General features: G+C 67.2%; 17 protein-coding genes. 11 read left to right on the top strand and 6 right to left on the bottom strand.

Annotated elements, in window-relative coordinates; translation table 11 throughout:
- Window positions 1-15: 15 nt before the first annotated feature.
- The 8 genes from atpB (at window position 16) to BM070_RS19215 (ending at window position 6,765) form a co-directional block, all read left to right on the top strand.
- Window positions 16-894: a F0F1 ATP synthase subunit A gene (atpB, locus tag BM070_RS19250; RefSeq protein ID WP_092940962.1), complete on the top strand. Its 879-nt coding sequence runs from the start codon at window positions 16-18 to the stop codon at window positions 892-894.
- A gap of 58 nt (window positions 895-952) precedes the next feature.
- Complete coding sequence (atpE, locus tag BM070_RS19245; protein ID WP_091458130.1) at window positions 953-1,201, top strand: F0F1 ATP synthase subunit C; 249 nt, start codon at window positions 953-955, stop codon at window positions 1,199-1,201.
- A 34-nt stretch (window positions 1,202-1,235) separates the two neighbouring features.
- Window positions 1,236-1,706 carry a F0F1 ATP synthase subunit B gene (locus BM070_RS19240; protein ID WP_092940961.1) on the top strand — a complete coding sequence of 157 codons (471 nt, stop codon included), beginning with the start codon at window positions 1,236-1,238 and terminating at the stop codon, window positions 1,704-1,706.
- Window positions 1,707-1,719: 13 nt separating this feature from the next.
- Complete coding sequence (locus tag BM070_RS19235; protein WP_092940960.1) at window positions 1,720-2,268, top strand: F0F1 ATP synthase subunit delta; 549 nt, start codon at window positions 1,720-1,722, stop codon at window positions 2,266-2,268.
- 43 nt (window positions 2,269-2,311) lie between these two features.
- Window positions 2,312-3,865: a F0F1 ATP synthase subunit alpha gene (gene atpA, locus BM070_RS19230; RefSeq protein ID WP_092940959.1), complete on the top strand. Its 1,554-nt coding sequence runs from the start codon at window positions 2,312-2,314 to the stop codon at window positions 3,863-3,865.
- Window positions 3,866-3,883: 18 nt separating this feature from the next.
- Window positions 3,884-4,753, top strand: a complete 870-nt coding sequence (gene atpG / locus BM070_RS19225) for a F0F1 ATP synthase subunit gamma (RefSeq protein WP_092940958.1) — start codon at window positions 3,884-3,886, stop codon at window positions 4,751-4,753.
- Between the two features lie 34 nt (window positions 4,754-4,787).
- Window positions 4,788-6,197 (top strand): F0F1 ATP synthase subunit beta, encoded by a 1,410-nt coding sequence (atpD, locus tag BM070_RS19220; RefSeq protein ID WP_092940957.1) that lies wholly within the window; start codon window positions 4,788-4,790, stop codon window positions 6,195-6,197.
- Between the two features lie 148 nt (window positions 6,198-6,345).
- Entirely contained in the window at window positions 6,346-6,765 is a 420-nt protein-coding gene (locus BM070_RS19215) for a F0F1 ATP synthase subunit epsilon (RefSeq protein WP_092940956.1), read from the top strand.
- 147 nt (window positions 6,766-6,912) lie between these two features.
- On the opposite strand, the gene BM070_RS19210 is transcribed toward BM070_RS19215, so the two are convergent.
- The 3 genes from BM070_RS19210 to BM070_RS19200 are packed head-to-tail and all read right to left on the bottom strand — an operon-like array spanning window position 6,913 to window position 9,165.
- Window positions 6,913-7,566, bottom strand: coding sequence for a TPM domain-containing protein (locus tag BM070_RS19210; protein ID WP_092940955.1), 654 nt, complete (start codon window positions 7,564-7,566; stop codon window positions 6,913-6,915).
- A gap of 30 nt (window positions 7,567-7,596) precedes the next feature.
- Window positions 7,597-8,523 carry a TPM domain-containing protein gene (locus BM070_RS19205; RefSeq protein ID WP_092940954.1) on the bottom strand — a complete coding sequence of 309 codons (927 nt, stop codon included), beginning with the start codon at window positions 8,521-8,523 and terminating at the stop codon, window positions 7,597-7,599.
- Window positions 8,524-8,562: 39 nt separating this feature from the next.
- A complete protein-coding gene (locus tag BM070_RS19200; protein WP_092940953.1) occupies window positions 8,563-9,165 on the bottom strand; it encodes a LemA family protein in 603 nt (200 codons plus the stop codon).
- A gap of 200 nt (window positions 9,166-9,365) precedes the next feature.
- Here BM070_RS19200 and BM070_RS19195 point away from each other — a divergent pair, with 200 nt between their 5' ends.
- The 3 genes from BM070_RS19195 (at window position 9,366) to BM070_RS19185 (ending at window position 11,496) form a co-directional block, all read left to right on the top strand.
- Window positions 9,366-9,830 (top strand): YybH family protein, encoded by a 465-nt coding sequence (locus BM070_RS19195; protein ID WP_092940952.1) that lies wholly within the window; start codon window positions 9,366-9,368, stop codon window positions 9,828-9,830.
- Between the two features lie 87 nt (window positions 9,831-9,917).
- Complete coding sequence (locus tag BM070_RS19190; RefSeq protein WP_092940951.1) at window positions 9,918-10,967, top strand: YheT family hydrolase; 1,050 nt, start codon at window positions 9,918-9,920, stop codon at window positions 10,965-10,967.
- Window positions 10,960-11,496: a DUF2946 family protein gene (locus BM070_RS19185; RefSeq protein WP_092940950.1), complete on the top strand. Its 537-nt coding sequence runs from the start codon at window positions 10,960-10,962 to the stop codon at window positions 11,494-11,496. Before BM070_RS19190 ends, BM070_RS19185 begins: the two co-directional genes overlap by 8 nt.
- Before the next feature lie 63 nt (window positions 11,497-11,559).
- On the opposite strand, the gene BM070_RS19180 is transcribed toward BM070_RS19185, so the two are convergent.
- The 3 genes from BM070_RS19180 to BM070_RS19170 form a co-directional block, all read right to left on the bottom strand.
- Window positions 11,560-12,141 carry a c-type cytochrome gene (locus BM070_RS19180; RefSeq protein ID WP_092940949.1) on the bottom strand — a complete coding sequence of 194 codons (582 nt, stop codon included), beginning with the start codon at window positions 12,139-12,141 and terminating at the stop codon, window positions 11,560-11,562.
- Between the two features lie 114 nt (window positions 12,142-12,255).
- Window positions 12,256-13,707, bottom strand: coding sequence for an efflux transporter outer membrane subunit (locus tag BM070_RS19175; RefSeq protein ID WP_092940948.1), 1,452 nt, complete (start codon window positions 13,705-13,707; stop codon window positions 12,256-12,258).
- A 44-nt stretch (window positions 13,708-13,751) separates the two neighbouring features.
- Window positions 13,752-16,910, bottom strand: coding sequence for an efflux RND transporter permease subunit (locus BM070_RS19170; RefSeq protein WP_092940947.1), 3,159 nt, complete (start codon window positions 16,908-16,910; stop codon window positions 13,752-13,754).
- Window positions 16,911-16,922: the final 12 nt, after the last annotated feature.

Genomic DNA, 16,922 nt, shown 5'->3' with positions numbered 1-16,922 from the left:
GAGAAGAGTTGTCCGATGGCCGCAGAAGCGCACGCCCCGACTGCCAGTGAATACATCGTTCACCACTTGCAGCATCTCCAGAACATCAAGCAGAAGTCCATCGTCGATTTCTCTGTGGTGAACTACGACTCCGTCATCGTGGGTTTGGTTCTCGGTTGTCTGGCCCTGTTCGTTTTCTGGCTCGCCGCCCGCAAGGCGACGTCTGGCGTGCCCGGCCGCTTCCAGGCCGCCGTGGAAATCCTGGTCGAAATGGCGGACAACCAGGCCAAGGCCAACATCCACAACGCCGAAAGCCGCAAGTTCATTGCCCCGCTGGCGCTGACCATCTTCGTCTGGATCTTCCTGATGAACGCCATGGACATGCTGCCGGTCGATCTGCTGCCCGCCATCTGGGGCCAGATCTACGGCGCCGCCGGCCACGATCCGCACCACGCCTATCTGCGCGTCGTGCCCACCGCCGATCTGTCCACCACGCTGGGCCTGTCCTTCGCCGTGCTGATCCTGTGCCTGTACTACAGCGTCAAGATCAAGGGCCTGGGCGGCTGGGCCCACGAACTGGTCACCGCCCCGTTCGGTACCAGCAAGAATCCTGTCCTCGCCGTGATCCTGGGCGTGGTCAATCTGCTCATGCAGATCATTGAATACGTTGCCAAGACGGTTTCGCACGGTATGCGGCTGTTCGGCAACATGTACGCTGGTGAGTTGGTGTTCATGCTGATTGCCCTGATGGGCGGTGCTGCTGCCATGTCGCTTTCCGGTGTGTTGCTCCCCCTGGGGCACATCATTGCAGGCTCTATCTGGGCGATCTTCCACATCCTGGTGATCACCCTGCAGGCCTTCATCTTCATGATGCTTGCGCTGATTTACCTCGGCCAGGCTCATGACGCTCACTGAGTCGTTTGTCTCTTTCTCTTTCCTTTAACTTTTCTTTCTTTTCATCCTAGGAGTCATCATGGAAAACATTCTCGGTCTCGTCGCTCTGGCTTGTGGTCTGATCGTGGGTCTGGGCGCTATCGGCGCTTCGATCGGTATCGCTCTGATGGGTGGCAAGTTCCTCGAAGCTTCCGCTCGCCAGCCCGAACTGATCAACGAACTGCAAACCAAGATGTTCATCTTGGCCGGTCTGATCGACGCTGCCTTCCTGATCGGCGTGGCCATCGCCCTGCTGTTCGCTTTCGCCAACCCCTTCGTCCTGGCCTAAGCTCCGTTCAACGCCCAAATAGAAAGGTGTTGCCGTGAGTATCAACGCGACCCTGTTCGTTCAGGCCATCGTCTTCCTGATCCTGGTGCTGTTCACGATGAAGTTCGTGTGGCCCCCGATCGCGAAGGCGCTGGATGAGCGAGCCCAGAAAATCGCCGATGGCCTCGCTGCCGCCGACCGCGCCAAGTCCGAGCTCACCGCTGTGAACCAGCGCGTGGAGAAGGAACTGGCCCAGACGCGCAACGAGACGGCATCGCGGATCGCGGACGCCGACCGCCGCGCTCAGGCCATCATCGAAGAAGCCAAGGCCCGGGCCACGGAAGAAGGCAACAAGATCCTTGCCGCCGCCCGTGCCGACGCCGAGCAGCAAACCATCCAGGCCCGCGAAGCCCTGCGCGAGCAGGTGGCGACCCTGGCCGTGAAGGGTGCCGAGCAGATCCTCCGCAAGGAAGTCAATGCCGGCGTCCATGCTGATCTGCTGAATCGCCTGAAGACCGAGCTGTAAGGAGCGCGCAACCATGGCAGAACTCGCCACCATTGCCCGCCCCTACGCGGAAGCGCTCTTCAAGGCCTGCACTTCCTCCACGTCCGGTGCCGACCTGAGCGGTACCGTGGCCTGGGTGGAAGAAGTGGCGGCGATCGCCGCCAACCCGCAACTGCGCCAGCTCGCAGACAACCCCAAGGTGACGGACGACCAAGTGTTCGACGTCATCGCGGGTGTGGTGCGCAGCCCGCTGTCCGATGCCGCCCGCAACTTCCTGCGCGTGGTCATCGACAACGGCCGTGTGGACGCCCTGCCCGAAGTGGCGGCGCAGTTTCGCGCGCTGGTCAATCAGCGCAACGGTTCTTCCGATGCCGTCGTGTACAGCGCTTTCCCGCTGGATGCCGACGCGCTGGCAGGCCTGGATGCAGCGCTGGAAAAGCGCTTCGGCCGCAAGCTGAGTGTCGCCTCGGTCCAGCTGGATGAGTCCCTGATCGGCGGCATTCGCGTAGTGGTGGGTGACGAGGTGCTGGACACCTCCGTCAAAGCCCGTCTGGAACAAATGAAAGCGGCCCTCACTGCGTAAGCGGCTTGAGGTCTAGGCTAACCAAAGAAAGAAGGAAAGAGTCATGCAACTCAATCCCGCAGAAATTTCTGAACTGATCAAGAGCCGCATCGAAGGTCTGGCAGCGAGCAGCGACATCCGCAACCAGGGCACCGTGGTGTCGGTGTCGGACGGTATCGTGCGCGTGCATGGCCTGTCCGACGTGATGCAGGGCGAAATGCTCGAGTTCCCCGCCACCAAGGACGGCCAGCCCTCCTACGGCCTGGCGCTGAACCTCGAGCGCGACTCCGTCGGCGCCGTGATTCTGGGCGAGTACGAGCACATCTCCGAAGGCGACACCGTCAAGTGCACGGGCCGCATCCTGGAAGTGCCCGTGGGCCCCGAACTGGTGGGCCGCGTGGTGAACGCCCTGGGCCAGCCGATCGACGGCAAGGGCCCGATCAACGCCAAGCTGACCGACGTGATCGAAAAGGTCGCTCCCGGCGTGATCGCACGGAAGTCCGTGGACCAGCCGCTGCAGACCGGTATCAAGTCCATCGACGCGATGGTGCCCGTGGGCCGTGGCCAGCGCGAGCTGATCATCGGTGACCGCCAGACCGGCAAGACGGCCGTCGCTATCGACGCCATCATCGCCCAGAAGGGCCAGGGCGTGACGTGTATCTACGTCGCCATCGGCCAGAAGGCTTCCTCCATCAAGAACGTCGTGCGTGCCCTCGAGCAAGCCGGCGCGATGGAATACACGATCGTGGTGGCCGCATCGGCCTCCGAATCGGCTGCCATGCAGTACGTGTCGGCCTACTCCGGCTGCACGATGGGCGAATACTTCCGCGACCGCGGCGAAGACGCCCTGATCGTCTATGACGACCTGTCCAAGCAAGCCGTGGCCTACCGCCAGGTCTCGCTGCTGCTGCGCCGCCCGCCAGGCCGCGAAGCCTACCCCGGCGACGTGTTCTATCTCCACAGCCGCCTGCTGGAGCGTGCCGCCCGCGTGAACGCCGACTACGTCGAAGCCTTCACCAAGGGTGAAGTCAAGGGCAAGACCGGTTCGCTGACGGCTCTGCCGATCATCGAAACGCAAGCCGGCGACGTGTCCGCCTTCGTTCCGACCAACGTGATCTCGATCACGGACGGCCAGATCTTCCTGGAAACCAGCCTGTTCAACGCCGGTATCCGCCCCGCCATCAACGCCGGTATCTCGGTGTCGCGCGTCGGTGGTGCAGCCCAGACCAAGATCATCAAGAGCCTGTCCGGCGGTATCCGTACCGACCTGGCCCAGTACCGTGAGCTGGCTGCGTTCGCGCAGTTCGCCTCCGACCTGGACGAAGCCACCCGCAAGCAGCTGGACCGCGGTGCCCGCGTGACCGAACTGCTCAAGCAAGCCCAGTACAGCCCGCTGCCCATCTCGCTGATGGGTGCCACGCTGTTCGCGGTGAACAAGGGCTTCATGGACGACATCGAAGTGAAGAAAGTGCTCGAGTTCGAACACGGTCTGCACCAGTTCCTGAAGACCAGCCATGGCGCTTTGCTCGCCAAGCTGGAGCAGGCCAAGGCGATGGACAAGGATGCTGAAGCCGAGATGTCGGCTGCCGTTACCGCGTTCAAGAAGTCGTTCGCCTAAACCGGACGAGGAAACCTCATGGCAGCAGGCAAGGAAATACGCGGCAAGATCAAATCGGTGGAGAACACCAAGAAGATCACCAAGGCCATGGAAATGGTGGCCGCATCCAAGATGCGCAAGGCGCAGGACCGGATGCGCGCTGCCCGTCCCTACAGCGACAAGATCCGCAACATCGCGGCCAACCTCGGCAAGGCCAACCCGGAATACGTGCATCCTTTCATGAAGGAGAACACGGAAGCCAAGGTCGCCGGCATGATCGTGGTGACCACCGACAAGGGCCTCTGCGGCGGCATGAACACCAACGTGCTGCGCGCCGTGACGACCCAGTTGCGCGAACTGCAGTCCGCTGGCGTGTCCGCCGAGGCCGTGGCCATCGGCAACAAGGGTCTGGGCTTCCTGAACCGTGTCGGCGCCAAGGTGGTTTCCCATGTCACCGGGCTGGGCGATACGCCGCATCTCGACAAGCTGATCGGCCCCGTCAAGGTGCTGCTGGACGCTTATGCCGAAGGCAAGATCAACGCGGTGTACCTGTGCTACACCAAGTTCATCAACACCATGAAGCAGGAGTCGGTGGTGGAGCGTCTGCTCCCCCTGTCTTCCGAGCAGATGCAGTCGGACTCCACCGAGCACGGCTGGGATTACATCTACGAGCCCGATGCGCAGAGCGTCATCGATGAGCTGCTGGTTCGCTACGTCGAATCGCTGATCTATCAGGCCGTGGCAGAAAACATGGCGTCCGAGCAATCCGCCCGGATGGTTGCCATGAAGGCCGCCACCGACAACGCTGGCAGCGTCATCGGCGAGTTGAAGCTGGTCTACAACAAGACGCGCCAGGCAGCGATCACGAAGGAACTGTCCGAGATCGTGGCCGGTGCCGCCGCTGTGTAAGCAGCTCGACAGACAAACATTTTTGGAGCAACAAATGGCTCAAGTGCAAGGCAAGATTGTTCAATGTATCGGTGCCGTGGTGGACGTGGAGTTCCCCCGTGACCAGATGCCCAAGGTTTACGACGCCCTGAAGCTCGAAGGCTCCCCGCTGACGCTGGAAGTGCAGCAGCAGCTGGGCGACGGCGTGGTGCGTACCATCGCGCTGGGCTCGTCCGACGGCCTGCGCCGCGGCATCATGGTGTCCAACACCGGCAACCCCATCAGCGTGCCCGTGGGCAAGGCGACCCTGGGCCGCATCATGGACGTGCTGGGCACGCCCATCGACGAGCGCGGTCCCGTGGACCAGTCCCTCACGGCATCCATCCACCGCAAGGCCCCCGCTTATGACGAGCTGTCGCCTTCGCAGGAACTGCTCGAAACCGGCATCAAGGTGATCGACCTGGTTTGCCCGTTCGCCAAGGGCGGCAAGGTGGGTCTGTTCGGTGGCGCCGGCGTGGGCAAGACCGTGAACATGATGGAACTCATCAACAACATCGCCAAGGCCCACAGCGGTCTGTCGGTGTTCGCTGGTGTGGGCGAACGTACCCGTGAAGGCAACGACTTCTATCACGAAATGGCCGATTCCGGCGTCGTGAACCTCGAGAAGCTCGAAGACTCCAAGGTCGCCATGGTCTATGGCCAGATGAACGAGCCCCCGGGCAACCGTCTGCGCGTGGCCCTGACCGGCCTGACCATCGCCGAGTCCTTCCGTGACGAAGGCCGCGACGTGCTGTTCTTCGTGGACAACATCTACCGCTACACGCTGGCCGGTACCGAAGTGTCCGCTCTGCTGGGCCGTATGCCTTCCGCCGTGGGCTACCAGCCTACGCTGGCCGAGGAAATGGGCCGCCTGCAAGAGCGCATCACCTCCACCAAGGTCGGCTCGATCACCTCCATCCAGGCCGTGTACGTGCCTGCCGATGACTTGACCGACCCGTCGCCTGCCACGACCTTCGCCCACTTGGACTCCACCGTGGTGCTGTCGCGTGACATCGCTTCGCTGGGTATCTACCCCGCCGTCGATCCCCTGGACTCCACCAGCCGCCAGCTGGACCCGCAAGTCGTGGGCGAAGAGCACTACCAAGTGGCCCGCGGCGTGCAAGGCACCCTGCAGCGCTACAAGGAACTGCGCGACATCATCGCCATCCTGGGCATGGACGAACTGGCTCCCGAAGACAAGCTGGCCGTGGCCCGCGCCCGGAAGATCCAGCGTTTCCTGTCGCAGCCGTTCCACGTGGCCGAAGTGTTCACCGGCGCGCCCGGCAAGTACGTGCCCCTGTCGGAAACCATCCGCGGCTTCAAGATGATCGTGGCCGGCGAGTGCGACCACCTGCCCGAGCAGGCCTTCTACATGGTCGGCACGATCGACGAAGCCTTCGAAAAGGCCAAGAAGCTGGCAGCCTGAGGCCACTGAAGCGCCGCCCTCGGGGCGCGCTGACCGGTGGTCCAGCCGCCATGTCCTCGGGCATGGCCGGTGGCCGCAGGCAGTGCACCTCATGGCGGCTCTTGCCGTGTCCCCACAGCCCCTTCTTGAACAAACCTAGGAACGATCCATGGCCAACACCATTCACGTCGATGTCGTCAGCGCCGAAGAGTCCATCTTCTCCGGCGAGGCACGCTTCGTGGCGCTGCCGGGCGAGGCTGGCGAACTGGGCATCCTGCCCAAGCACACGCCGCTCATCACCCGCATCAAGCCGGGTTCGGTGCGCATCGAGCTGGCCGATGGCAACGAGGAATTCGTCTTCGTGGCCGGTGGCTTGCTGGAAGTGCAGCCCGACCGTGTGACCGTGCTGTCCGACACCGCCATCCGCGGCAAGGACCTGGACGACGAAAAGGCGAATGCCGCCCGCGCCGCCGCAGAAGAAGCCCTGAAGAACGCCAAGAGCGATCTGGACCTGGCCAAGGCCCAGTCCGAACTGGCCGTGATGGCCGCTCAGATCGCTGCGCTGCGCCGTTTCCGCCAGAAGCGCTGAACGACCGTACCCGCGAGCCGGGTGTGCGTGCAGAGCCTGAAAGCGCTGCCCGCCGCCGCCCGGTATCGACAAAGAAAAAGCCGCCCCATCGGGCGGCTTTTTTATTGGGCGTTGGGCAGCCCCCAGGCGGCGGAGAAAGCCGTTGGGCTAGTCCTGGCCGTGGCGCAGCAGCACGGGCGCGTCGGGCAGTTCGTTGGCGGGGCTGGCGCCCGCCGCGCCTTCATGCGGCGCCGACGAATCGTCGGCGGGAAAGTGTTGCACCAGCAGCGCGGACACTTCAGCGAGCGCCTGCGTGAGCCCGTCTTCGTAGCGCTCTTCGCGGAAGGCCGCACGCATCTGCGCGATGAAGGCATGCCAGGCCTGCGGCGTGATGGTGCGGGCCAGAGCGCGGTCCGCCACGATCTCTATCGCGTGATCGGCCAGCAGCAGATAGATCAGTACGCCGTTGTTGTGCTCCGTGTCCCAGACCCGCAGCTTGCCGAACAGGGTGACGGCCCGCTCGCGGGGCGAGGCGCCGCGCCGCAGGTAGGACCAGGGCAGGCCGCCTTCGATGCACAGGCGGATCTGCCCGGTGTGGCGCCGTTCGCTGGCCGCCACGCGGCGCGTCAGGCGCTCCAGCAGGTCGGCGGGGATGGCCTTGCGCACGGCGCCGTCCGACCAGCGGTGCCGCACGAGGCGCGTCAGCCGGCGCAGCAGCGGCGGGCGCTGCCCGTCGTGACCCTGGGCGTGATGAGGTGGCTGAGCGTGCGCGCCCGCAGTGGGTGCGCCGGCCTCGTCGCGGGGTGGGATGGGGTGATTCATGCCGCGTGCCTCAATGTGCCTTGACTGGCGTCACCAGCCGCCGGAGGCTCCGCCCCCGCCGAAATTGCCGCCCCCGCCCGAGCTGAATCCACCACCACCGCCGCCGCTGGAGCCGCCCCAGCTGCCGCCGGAAGATGAGCCCCCGGACCAGCCGCCCGGGCCGCCGCCGCCGTGCCAGACGATGGGCAGGCCCTTGGCGGCGAAGAGCCAGGTGTATAGCAGCGCCAGCACGCCCACCACCACCGCGACCAGCACGCTGGAGGTGAGCAGCAGGGCCAGCCCGCCCGCGCCGCCGCCCAGCAGCAGGCCGCCCAGCCGGCCGCCGAAGAGGCTGCGCGCCAGCGGTCCGGCCACCATCACGCCGAAGAAGAGGAACACCGCGAGGTCGGTCCAGTCGAAGCCGTCGCGATGGGATGGGGTTGCCTTGCGCTGCTCGACCGCAGGTGGCGGCAGGGCCTCGCCTGCGATGCGCGCGCCGATCTGGTCCACCGCCGCCATCAGGCCGCCGGCATAGTCGTTCTCGCGAAAGCGCGGCTTCATGGCCTCGTCGATGATGCGCGCGGCGGCGATGTCGGGGATGGCGCCTTCGAGCGCCTTGGCGACCTCGATGCGCATCTGGCGGTCCTGCAGCGCGACCAGCACCAGCACGCCGTCGCCCACGTCGCGCCGCCCGATCTTCCAGTCGTTGCCCACGCGGTTGGCGTAGGCGGCGAGGTCTTCGGGCCGCGTGGTCGGGACCATGAGCACGACGACCTGCGAGCCGTTGCGCTGCTCGATGGCGGCCAGCCGCGCTTCGAGCGCCTGCCGGTCGGCGGGCTGCAGGGTGCCGGTCTCGTCGATCACCCGCGCCGTGAGGGCCGGCACGGGGCGCAGCGTCTGTGCTGCCGCCGCCTGCCAGGGTGCGAGCACTATGAAAACAATAGCTATCAGCGCTTGCAGTGCGCGCGCCAGAGGCATATCGGACTCGATGGTTGGGTCAGCAGGGCGGGGCCGGGCTCAGGGGCGCGATGCCGCGGGCCGGTTGAAATCGACGACCGGCGGCGTGCTGATCTGCGCCTCGTTCTGCACGCTGAAGGCGGGCTTGGGCGGGTAGCCGAAGACCTTGGCCGTCAGGTTGGTCGGAAAGCTCCGTGCCAGCACGTTGTATTCCTGCACGGTCTGGATGTAGCGGTTGCGCGCCACGGTGATGCGGTTCTCGGTGCCTTCCAGCGTCACGCGCAGATCGCGGAAGCCCTGGTTGGCCTGCAGGGTGGGGTAGCGCTCGGCCACCACCATCAGGCGCGACAGCGCGCTGGAGAGTTCGCCCTGCGCCTGCTGGAACTTGTTGAAGGCCTCGGGGTTGTTCAGCGTTTCGGGCGTGACCTGGATCGACGTGGCCTTGGCGCGCGCCTCCACCACGCGGGTCAGCGTGTCCTGCTCGAAGGCGGCCTCGCCTTTGACTGTGGCGACGATGTTGGGCACTAGGTCGGCGCGGCGCTGGTACTGGTTCAGCACCTCGCTCCATGCGGCCTTGGACTGTTCGTCCAGCCGCTGGAAGTCGTTGTAGCCGCAGCCCGTGAGGGAAAGGGCCAGGCCGATCAGGAGGAGAAGACGTTTCATGGTGATGCCGCCCCGGCGCCGCGAGCCGGCGACACTGCCAAGGCCACCGGGGCAGTCCGCATTGTGCCTGCAGCGCGGCAGGGCCTCCCGCCCGCGCATGGCCCGCGCCGTGACAAGGCCCGCCGGGCCACGGACAATGCGGCCGTTCGCCGCCTTCGCGCATCCTTCCTTCTTGCCCGACGTATCCCGGAAGCCCCGCCATGACACGATCTTCCCTGCGCGCCGCCACCATCGGCGGCTCGCCCGATGACACCGAAGCCGCCTTCTACGAGGCCCTGCAGGCCGGCGACATCGAACGGCTGATGGCCTGCTGGGCCGATGACGACGAGATCGTCTGCGTGCACCCCGGCGGCCCGCGCCTGCTGGGGCCGGGCGCCATCCGCGCCGCCTTCAGCGCCATGTTCGAGCACGGCACGCTGCGCGCGCGGCCCACGCAGGTCCACCGCGTGCTGGCGCTGGCCAGCGCGGTGCACAGCGTGGTCGAGCATGTCGAGGTGATGCTGCCCGACGGCCCGCGCGAAGCCGTCGTGCAGGCCACCAACGTCTATCACAAGACCGCGCAGGGCTGGCGCCTGGTGGCGCACCACGCCAGTCCGGGCACCGTGCGGGAAGCGCAGGGCGTGCAGAGCCCCGGCGCAGGGCACGCCGCCACGGTGCTGCACTGAGCGCATGCCGGCCGGGATTGCGTGAGGTGCGCTGACTTGCACAAGGCTTTGGGGTCGCAGGCCCAGGAACTACCTGCGCAGGATGCTATGGATTACGTAGCGCCCGCCTGGCTGCCCGGCGGAAATGCGCAGACGCTCTGGCCCGCCGTGTTCTCGCGCCGCACGCTGGGGCCGAGGCCGCAGTACCGGCGCGAGCGCTGGACAACGCCTGACGGCGACTTCGTGGAGGTGGACTTCCTGCAGGGCCCGCATGCAGCGGGGCCGCGCCCGCTGCTGGTGCTGTTCCACGGCCTGGAGGGATCGTCCCGCAGCCACTATGCAGAGGCCTTCGCCGACGTGGCGCGGCAGCGGGGCTGGCGCTTCGCAGTGCCGCATTTCCGCGGCTGCAGCGGCCCGCTCAACCAGGGGCCGCGCGCCTACCATTCGGGCGACCATGCCGAGATCGACTGGATGCTACGGCGCCTGGCGCAGCCGGAGGCCGGCGGCGACGGGGCGCTGCACCCACCCGCGCCGGTCTGGGCCGTCGGCGTGTCGCTGGGCGGCAATGCCCTCATGCGCTGGGCCGGGGAGGCGGGGCGGGCGGCGGCGGGCACGGTGGCGGCCGTCGCTTCGGTGAGCGCGCCGATCGATCTGGCCGCCAGCGGCGCGGCCATCGGCCGCGGGTTCAACCGGCATGTCTATACGCGCATCTTCCTGCGCACCATGGTGCCCAAGGCGCTGGCCAAGCTCGCCCAGCATCCCGGCCTCTTCGACCGCCAGGCGCTGCTGGCCGCGCGCGACCTGCATGCCTTCGACGACGTGTTCACCGCGCCCCTGCACGGCTTCGCCGATGCCGACGACTACTGGCGCCGCGCCTCGGCCAAGCCGGTGCTGCCGGACATCCGCGTGCCGGCGCTGGTGCTCAATGCGCTGAACGATCCGTTCGTGCCGGCGGCCAGCCTGCCGGGGCCGGCGGAGGCGGGCTCGCACGTCACCCTGTGGCAGCCCGCAGGTGGCGGCCATGTGGGCTTTCCGGCCGGAGCTTTTCCCGGCCATGTGCGGCGCATGCCCGAGGCCGTGGCCGACTGGCTGGCGGCGCAAGGCTCCGCCGCCTACGCGGGCGCGCCGCCGGCCGTTGCAGAATCGGCCCATGGATGACATCGTCAGACAGGCCATCGCCAAGTGGTCCCACGTTCCCGATTGCTACGGCTGGCTGGGCCTGGATGCGCGCGGCCACTGGTACATGCGCGACGACGCCACGCAGGCCCTGGGCCCGTTCCCGCAGGCGCGGGGCGCGCGGCTGCTGCACGAGAAGCTGATCGACTTCATCCACCGCAACTACGAGTGCGACGCCGAAGGCCGCTGGTTCTTCCAGAACGGGCCGCAGCGCGTGTACGTGGAGCTGGAGGCGACGCCGCTCGTCTGGCGTCTCGACGATGCGGGCAGCGTTCCGGTGGCCCAGACGGGTCTCGCCATGCCCGATGCCGGCACCTGCCTGCTGGACGAGGCCGGCCGCGTCTATCTGGCCAGCAGCGCCGGGCTGGGCCTGGTCCACACGCTGGACGTGCCGCTGGTGGCCGAGGCCATCGAGCAGGGCCGCTGGACGCCGCAGGACGTGCTCTCGGCCGATCTGCCGCAGCGCTACGGCTTCGTGCCCAGCCCTGCGCAGCGCCAGGCGCAGACGTAAAAAAGCCGGCGTGCAAGCCGGCTTTTTCGTTTCGGATCTATTGAAGACCGCACCCTTGAGGCGTCAGCTCCCGGAAGCGGGTGCCGCTGGAGCCGGCGCAGCACCGGAGGCCGCGCCTTCTGCCGGCGCCGCCGCACCGCCTTCGGCAGCGCCGGGCCGGTTGGGTTCGGCGAACTTGGCGCCCGCCGCATTGGCCATGTAGGCCACGCCCCGGGCGATCTCGGTGTCGTCGAAGTCGCCGCCGCCCTGCGGCGCCATGGCGCCCTTGCCCTTGAGCGCCGAATGGACCAGGGTCTCGAAGCCTTGCTGGATGCGGGGAGCCCAGGCGGCCGCATCGCCCAGCTTGGGGGCGCCGGCAGCGCCGGTGGCATGGCAGGCCGCGCACTGGCCCTTGAAGACTTCCTCGCCGCTGCGCAGCGGGCGGTTGGCATCGCGGATCTCCACCATGCCGACCTTCTGGATGCGTTCGGCCACGGCTTTTTCGGGGTTGGCCACGCCCTGCGCCGGCTTGTTGCCGGAGGTCACGAAAGTGACGAGCCCGATGATGGCGAACACCGGCAGCACGAAGGAGAAAAGCACCGTCACCAGCAACTGGCGTGGGTTCTTGATGGGGCCGGTGTGCGCTTCTTCGTGCGTGTCGCTCATGACGTCCTCTTGGGGGCTCGGGGGCCTGTGGTCGGGGGGGTGTTTTTCATTATAGGAGTCGCCCTGCGTGCGAAACCCTGGGGAAAACGGCCCCCCGCGCCCCCTTGCGCTACATCAAGAAGCGGGTGCCGGCTGCGGTGCTTTTTCGGTCCAGCCGCCGCCCAGAACCCGGTAGAGCGCCACCTGGTTCTGCAGCGAGAGCAGCTGCACCTGCACCAGGCTTTGCTCGGTGAGGAACAGCGAGCGCTGCGCGTCCAGCAGGTCCAGGTAGCTCGCCACGCCGTTGCGGTAGCGCAGGTCGGAGAGCTCGAAGCGCTTGTTGTCGGCGCGGGCCTGCGTGCGCAGCGCGCCCAGCTGGTCCTGCAGCGTGGCCTGGCCGGCCAGGGCATCGGCCACCTCGCGGAAGGCCGACTGGATCGAGCGTTCGTACTGCGCCACGGCGATCTCGCGGCCCACGCGGGCGGCGTCCAGGGTGGCCTGGTTGCGGCCGGCATCGAAGATCGGCAGGGTGAGCTGCGGCGCCAGCGAGAACGCCCAGGTGCCGCTCTTGAAGAGGCCCGAGAGTTCGTCGCTGACCGAGCCCACGCTGGCGGTGAGCGCGATGCGCGGGAAGAAGTTGGCCCGCGCCGCGCCGATGTTGGCGTTGGCGGCGATCAGCTGCTCCTCGGCCTGGCGGATGTCCGGGCGGCGGATCAGCAGGTCCGAAGGCAGGCCCGCCGGCAGCGGCTGCATGGGGGCCGCGTCGGCCAGGCGTGCCGAGGCCAGGCTGGAGAGGATCTCGCCCGGCACCGGCTGGCCCAGCAGCAGCGCCAGGGTGTTTTCATCCTGCAGGCGCTGGCGGCGTTGCTGCGCGAAGGTGGCCCGCGCGGTTTCGGCCAGGCTGATGGCCTGGCTGTTGTCCAGCTCGGAGCTCACGCCGTTTTCCAGCCGCAGGCGCGTCAGCTGCACCGATTCCTCGCGGGTTGCCAGCGTGCGGCGGGAGATGCCGAGCAGCTCCTCGTCGGCCTGCAGGTTGAACCAGGCCGTGGCCACGGAAGAGATCAGGCTGATCTGCGCGGCCTTGCGCGCTTCCTCGGTGGCCAGGTACTGCGCCAGCGCCTGCTCCTTCAGGCTGGAGATGCGGCCGAAGAAGTCCAGCTCCCAGGCCGATACGCCCAGCCCGACCTGGAACTGGTTGGCGTACTTGCCGGTGACCGAGCTCGGCTGCCGCGTGCCGCTGGCGATGCCGCTCACGGCCGGGAACTGTGCGGAGCGCTGGATCTGGAACTGCGCGCGGGCCTGCTCGATGTTCAGCACCGACACGCGCAGGTCGCGGTTGTTCTGCAGCGCGATGCCGATCAGCGACTGCAGGCGCGGATCGGTGAAGTATTCCTTCCAGTCGATGTCGGCCGCCGCGCGGGCGGCGCCCTTCGGCGCGCTGGCGGCCGCCGCATCGGCGGAGGCGCCGAAGGTGGCGGGCACCGGCGCAGCCGGACGCTCGTAGGTCGGAATGAAGCTGCAGCCCGCCAGCAGGGCGGCCAGTGCCACGGCGGTCAGCGCGGGCCGCGCGAACGGGGTGGATTGCATGGGTCGTTGCTCCTGGGTTGGGGTGGCGTTCACGGGCATCGTCCTCATTGCGCATCTCCCGCGTGCAGGTGTTGCTGGGCCTCGCGCATGTCGTGTTCCTGCTGGCGCTTGCTGCCCTTGAAGAAGGTGCGCACCAGCACGAAGAACACGGGCACGAAGATCACGGCCAGCACGGTGCCGGTGATCATGCCGCCGATCACGCCGGTACCGATGGCGCGCTGGCTGGCCGAGCTGGCGCCCGTGGCGATGAACAGCGGCACCACGCCGAGCGTGAAGGCCAGCGAGGTCATCACGATGGGGCGGAAGCGCAGGTGGGCGGCTTGCAGCGCCGCTTCGAACACGCTCTTGCCCTCGGCCTGCAGGTCCTTGGCGAATTCCACGATCAGGATGGCGTTCTTGGCCGAGAGGCCGATGATGGTCACCAAGCCGATCTGGAAGTAGACGTCGTTGGACATGCCGCGCAGCAGCGTGGCCATCAGCACGCCGAGCACGCCCAGCGGCACCACCAGCATCACCGAGAACGGGATCGACCAGCTCTCATACAGCGCCGCCAGGCAGAGGAACACCGCCAGCAGCGAGAACGCGTACAGCACGGTGGCCTGCGAGCCGGCGAGCTTTTCCTCGCGCGACTGGCCCGTCCACTCGAAGCCGAAGCCCGGTGGCAGCTGGCTGGCGAGGCGCTCCATCTCCTGCATGGCGTCGCCGGTCGAATAGCCGGGTGCGGCGTCGCCGGCGATCTTCATCGACGGATAGCCGTTGTAGCGCACGGTCTGCATGGCGCCCGTGATCCAGCGCGTCTTGGCGAAGGTGGACAGGGGCACGGTCTGGCCCTGGTTGTTGACCACCGGCAGGTCCAGCACCGACTCCGGCCGCATGCGGGCGGCGGCGTCGGCCTGCACGACCACGCGCTGCAGACGGCCCTGGTTCGGGAAGTCGTTGACGTAGGCCGAGCCCAGCGCCGTGGAGAGCGCGCTGCTGATGCTGTCGAAGCCGATGCCCAGGGCGTTGGCCTTGTCGCGGTCGATGTCGATCTGCATCTGCGGCGCGTCTTCCATGCCGTCGGGGCGCACGCCCGCCAGGATCTTGCTCTGCGAGGCCATGCCCAGCAGCTGGTTGCGCGCGTTCACCAGGGCGTCGTGGCCCTGCGCGGCGCGGTCCTGCAGCCGGAAGTTGAAGCCCGTGCCGGTGCCCAGTTCAGGGATGGGCGGCGGGCTCAGCGCGAAGATGAAGGCGTCGCGGATGCCCGACAGCGCCATGAAGGCACGTCCGGCAATGGCGCTGGCCGCATGCTCTGCGCCGGTGCGTTCGCTCCAGTCCTTCAGGATCACGAAGGCCAGGCCCGCGTTCTGCCCCTGGCCCGAGAACGAGAAGCCCGCCACGGTGACGATGTTCTCGACCTCAGGCTGCTTGAGCATGTAGTCCTCGACCTGATGCAGCACGTCGTTGGTGCGCGACTGGGCCGCGCCCGGGGGCAGCTGGATGTTGGTGATGATGTAGCCCTGGTCTTCGTTCGGCAGGAACGAGGTGGGCAGGCGCGTGTAGACCAGCGCCACGGCGCCGACCAGCACGGCGTAGATGATCATCATGCGGCCGCCGCGGCGCAGCAGCGTGCCCATCCAGCCTTCGTAGCTGTGGGTGGTGCGCTTGAACGAGCGGTTGAACCAGCCGAAGAAGCCCTTCTTCTCGGCATGGTGCTCGGGGTCGATCGGCTTGAGCAGCGTGGCGCAGAGCGCCGGCGTGAGCGACAGCGCCAGGAAGGCCGAGAAGGCGATCGAGGTCGCCATCGTCGCGGCGAACTGGCGGTAGATGTTGCCGGTGGAGCCGGCGAAGAACGCCAGCGGTACGAACACCGAGATCAGCACCACGGTCACGCCGATCACGGCGCCCGAGATCTGGCCCATGGCCTTGCGCGTGGCCTGCAGCGGCGGCAGGCCTTCCTCGGCCATGATCCGCTCGACGTTCTCCACCACCACGATGGCGTCGTCCACCACGATACCGATCACCAGCACCATGCCGAACATGGTCAGCACGTTGATCGAGAAACCCATCGCCAGCAGCGCGGCGAAGGTGCCCAGCAGGGCCACGGGCACCACGATGGTCGGGATGATGGTGTAGCGGAAGTTCTGCAGGAACAGGAACATCACGATGAACACCAGCACCACGGCTTCGATCAGCGTGTGGACCACCTTCTCGATGGAGACGGAGACGAACTTGGAGGTGTCATACGGCACCACGTAGTTCACGCCCGGCGGGAAGAACTTCTTGAGCTCCTCCAGCTTGGCGCGCACGGCCTTGGCCGTGGCCAGGGCGTTGGCCGAGGGGGTGGGCTGCACGCCCATGCCCACGGCCGGCTTGCCGTTCAGGCGTGCGCTGGTGCTGTAGCTCTGCGAGCCCAGCTCGATGCGCGCCACGTCCTTCAGCCGCACGGTGGAGCCGTCGGTGTTGGCGCGCAGCACCACGTTGCCGAACTGCTCGGCGCTGGTCAGCTGGCCTTTCACGACGATGGTGGCCGCCACGGGCTGGCCCTGCGCTGCGGGCAGATCGCCGAGATTGCCGGCCGAGACCTGCACGTTCTGTGCGCGGATGGCGGCGGTCACCTGGTCCACCGACAGGTTGAAGCCCTTGAGCTTGGCCGGGTCCACCCAGACGCGCATGGCGCGCTCGGCGCCGAACTGCGTCAGCGTGCCGACGCCGGCCACGCGCTGCAGCTCGGGCACCACGTTGCGCGCAGCGTAGTCGTTGAGCGCCTCGATGCTCACGTCCGGGTTCTCCGTCGTGAGCATGGCGAACATCAGGAAGTTCGAGCGCGACTGCTCCACGCGCACGCCCTGCTGCGTCACCGCGGCGGGCAGCCGCGGCGTCGCCCGCGAGAGGCGGTTCTGCACGTCCACCTGCGCCAGGTCGGCGTTGGTGCCGGGCTCGAAGCTCAGCACGATCGTGCCGGTGCCGTTGGCCTGGCTGGTCGTCTCGACGTAGGCCAGCCCGGATGCGCCGTTCATTTCACGCTCGATGACCGCGAGAACGCTGTCTTCCAGCGTCTGGGCGGTGGCGCCGGGGTAGGCCACCGACACCTGGATGGTCGGTGGCGCCACGGCGGGGTACTGCGCCACGGGCAGTTGCTTGATGGAGATCGCCCCCATCACGATGATGAAGATCGTGATGACCCATGCAAAGATGGGCCGTTCGATGAAGAACTTGGCCATGTGCCGCGCTCC

Source organism: Paracidovorax wautersii, from assembly GCF_900113035.1.
GTDB lineage: Bacteria > Pseudomonadota > Gammaproteobacteria > Burkholderiales > Burkholderiaceae_C > Paracidovorax > Paracidovorax wautersii.
Note: the sequence above shows the minus strand (reverse complement) of the source record. Positions and strands in the feature narration are given on the sequence as shown.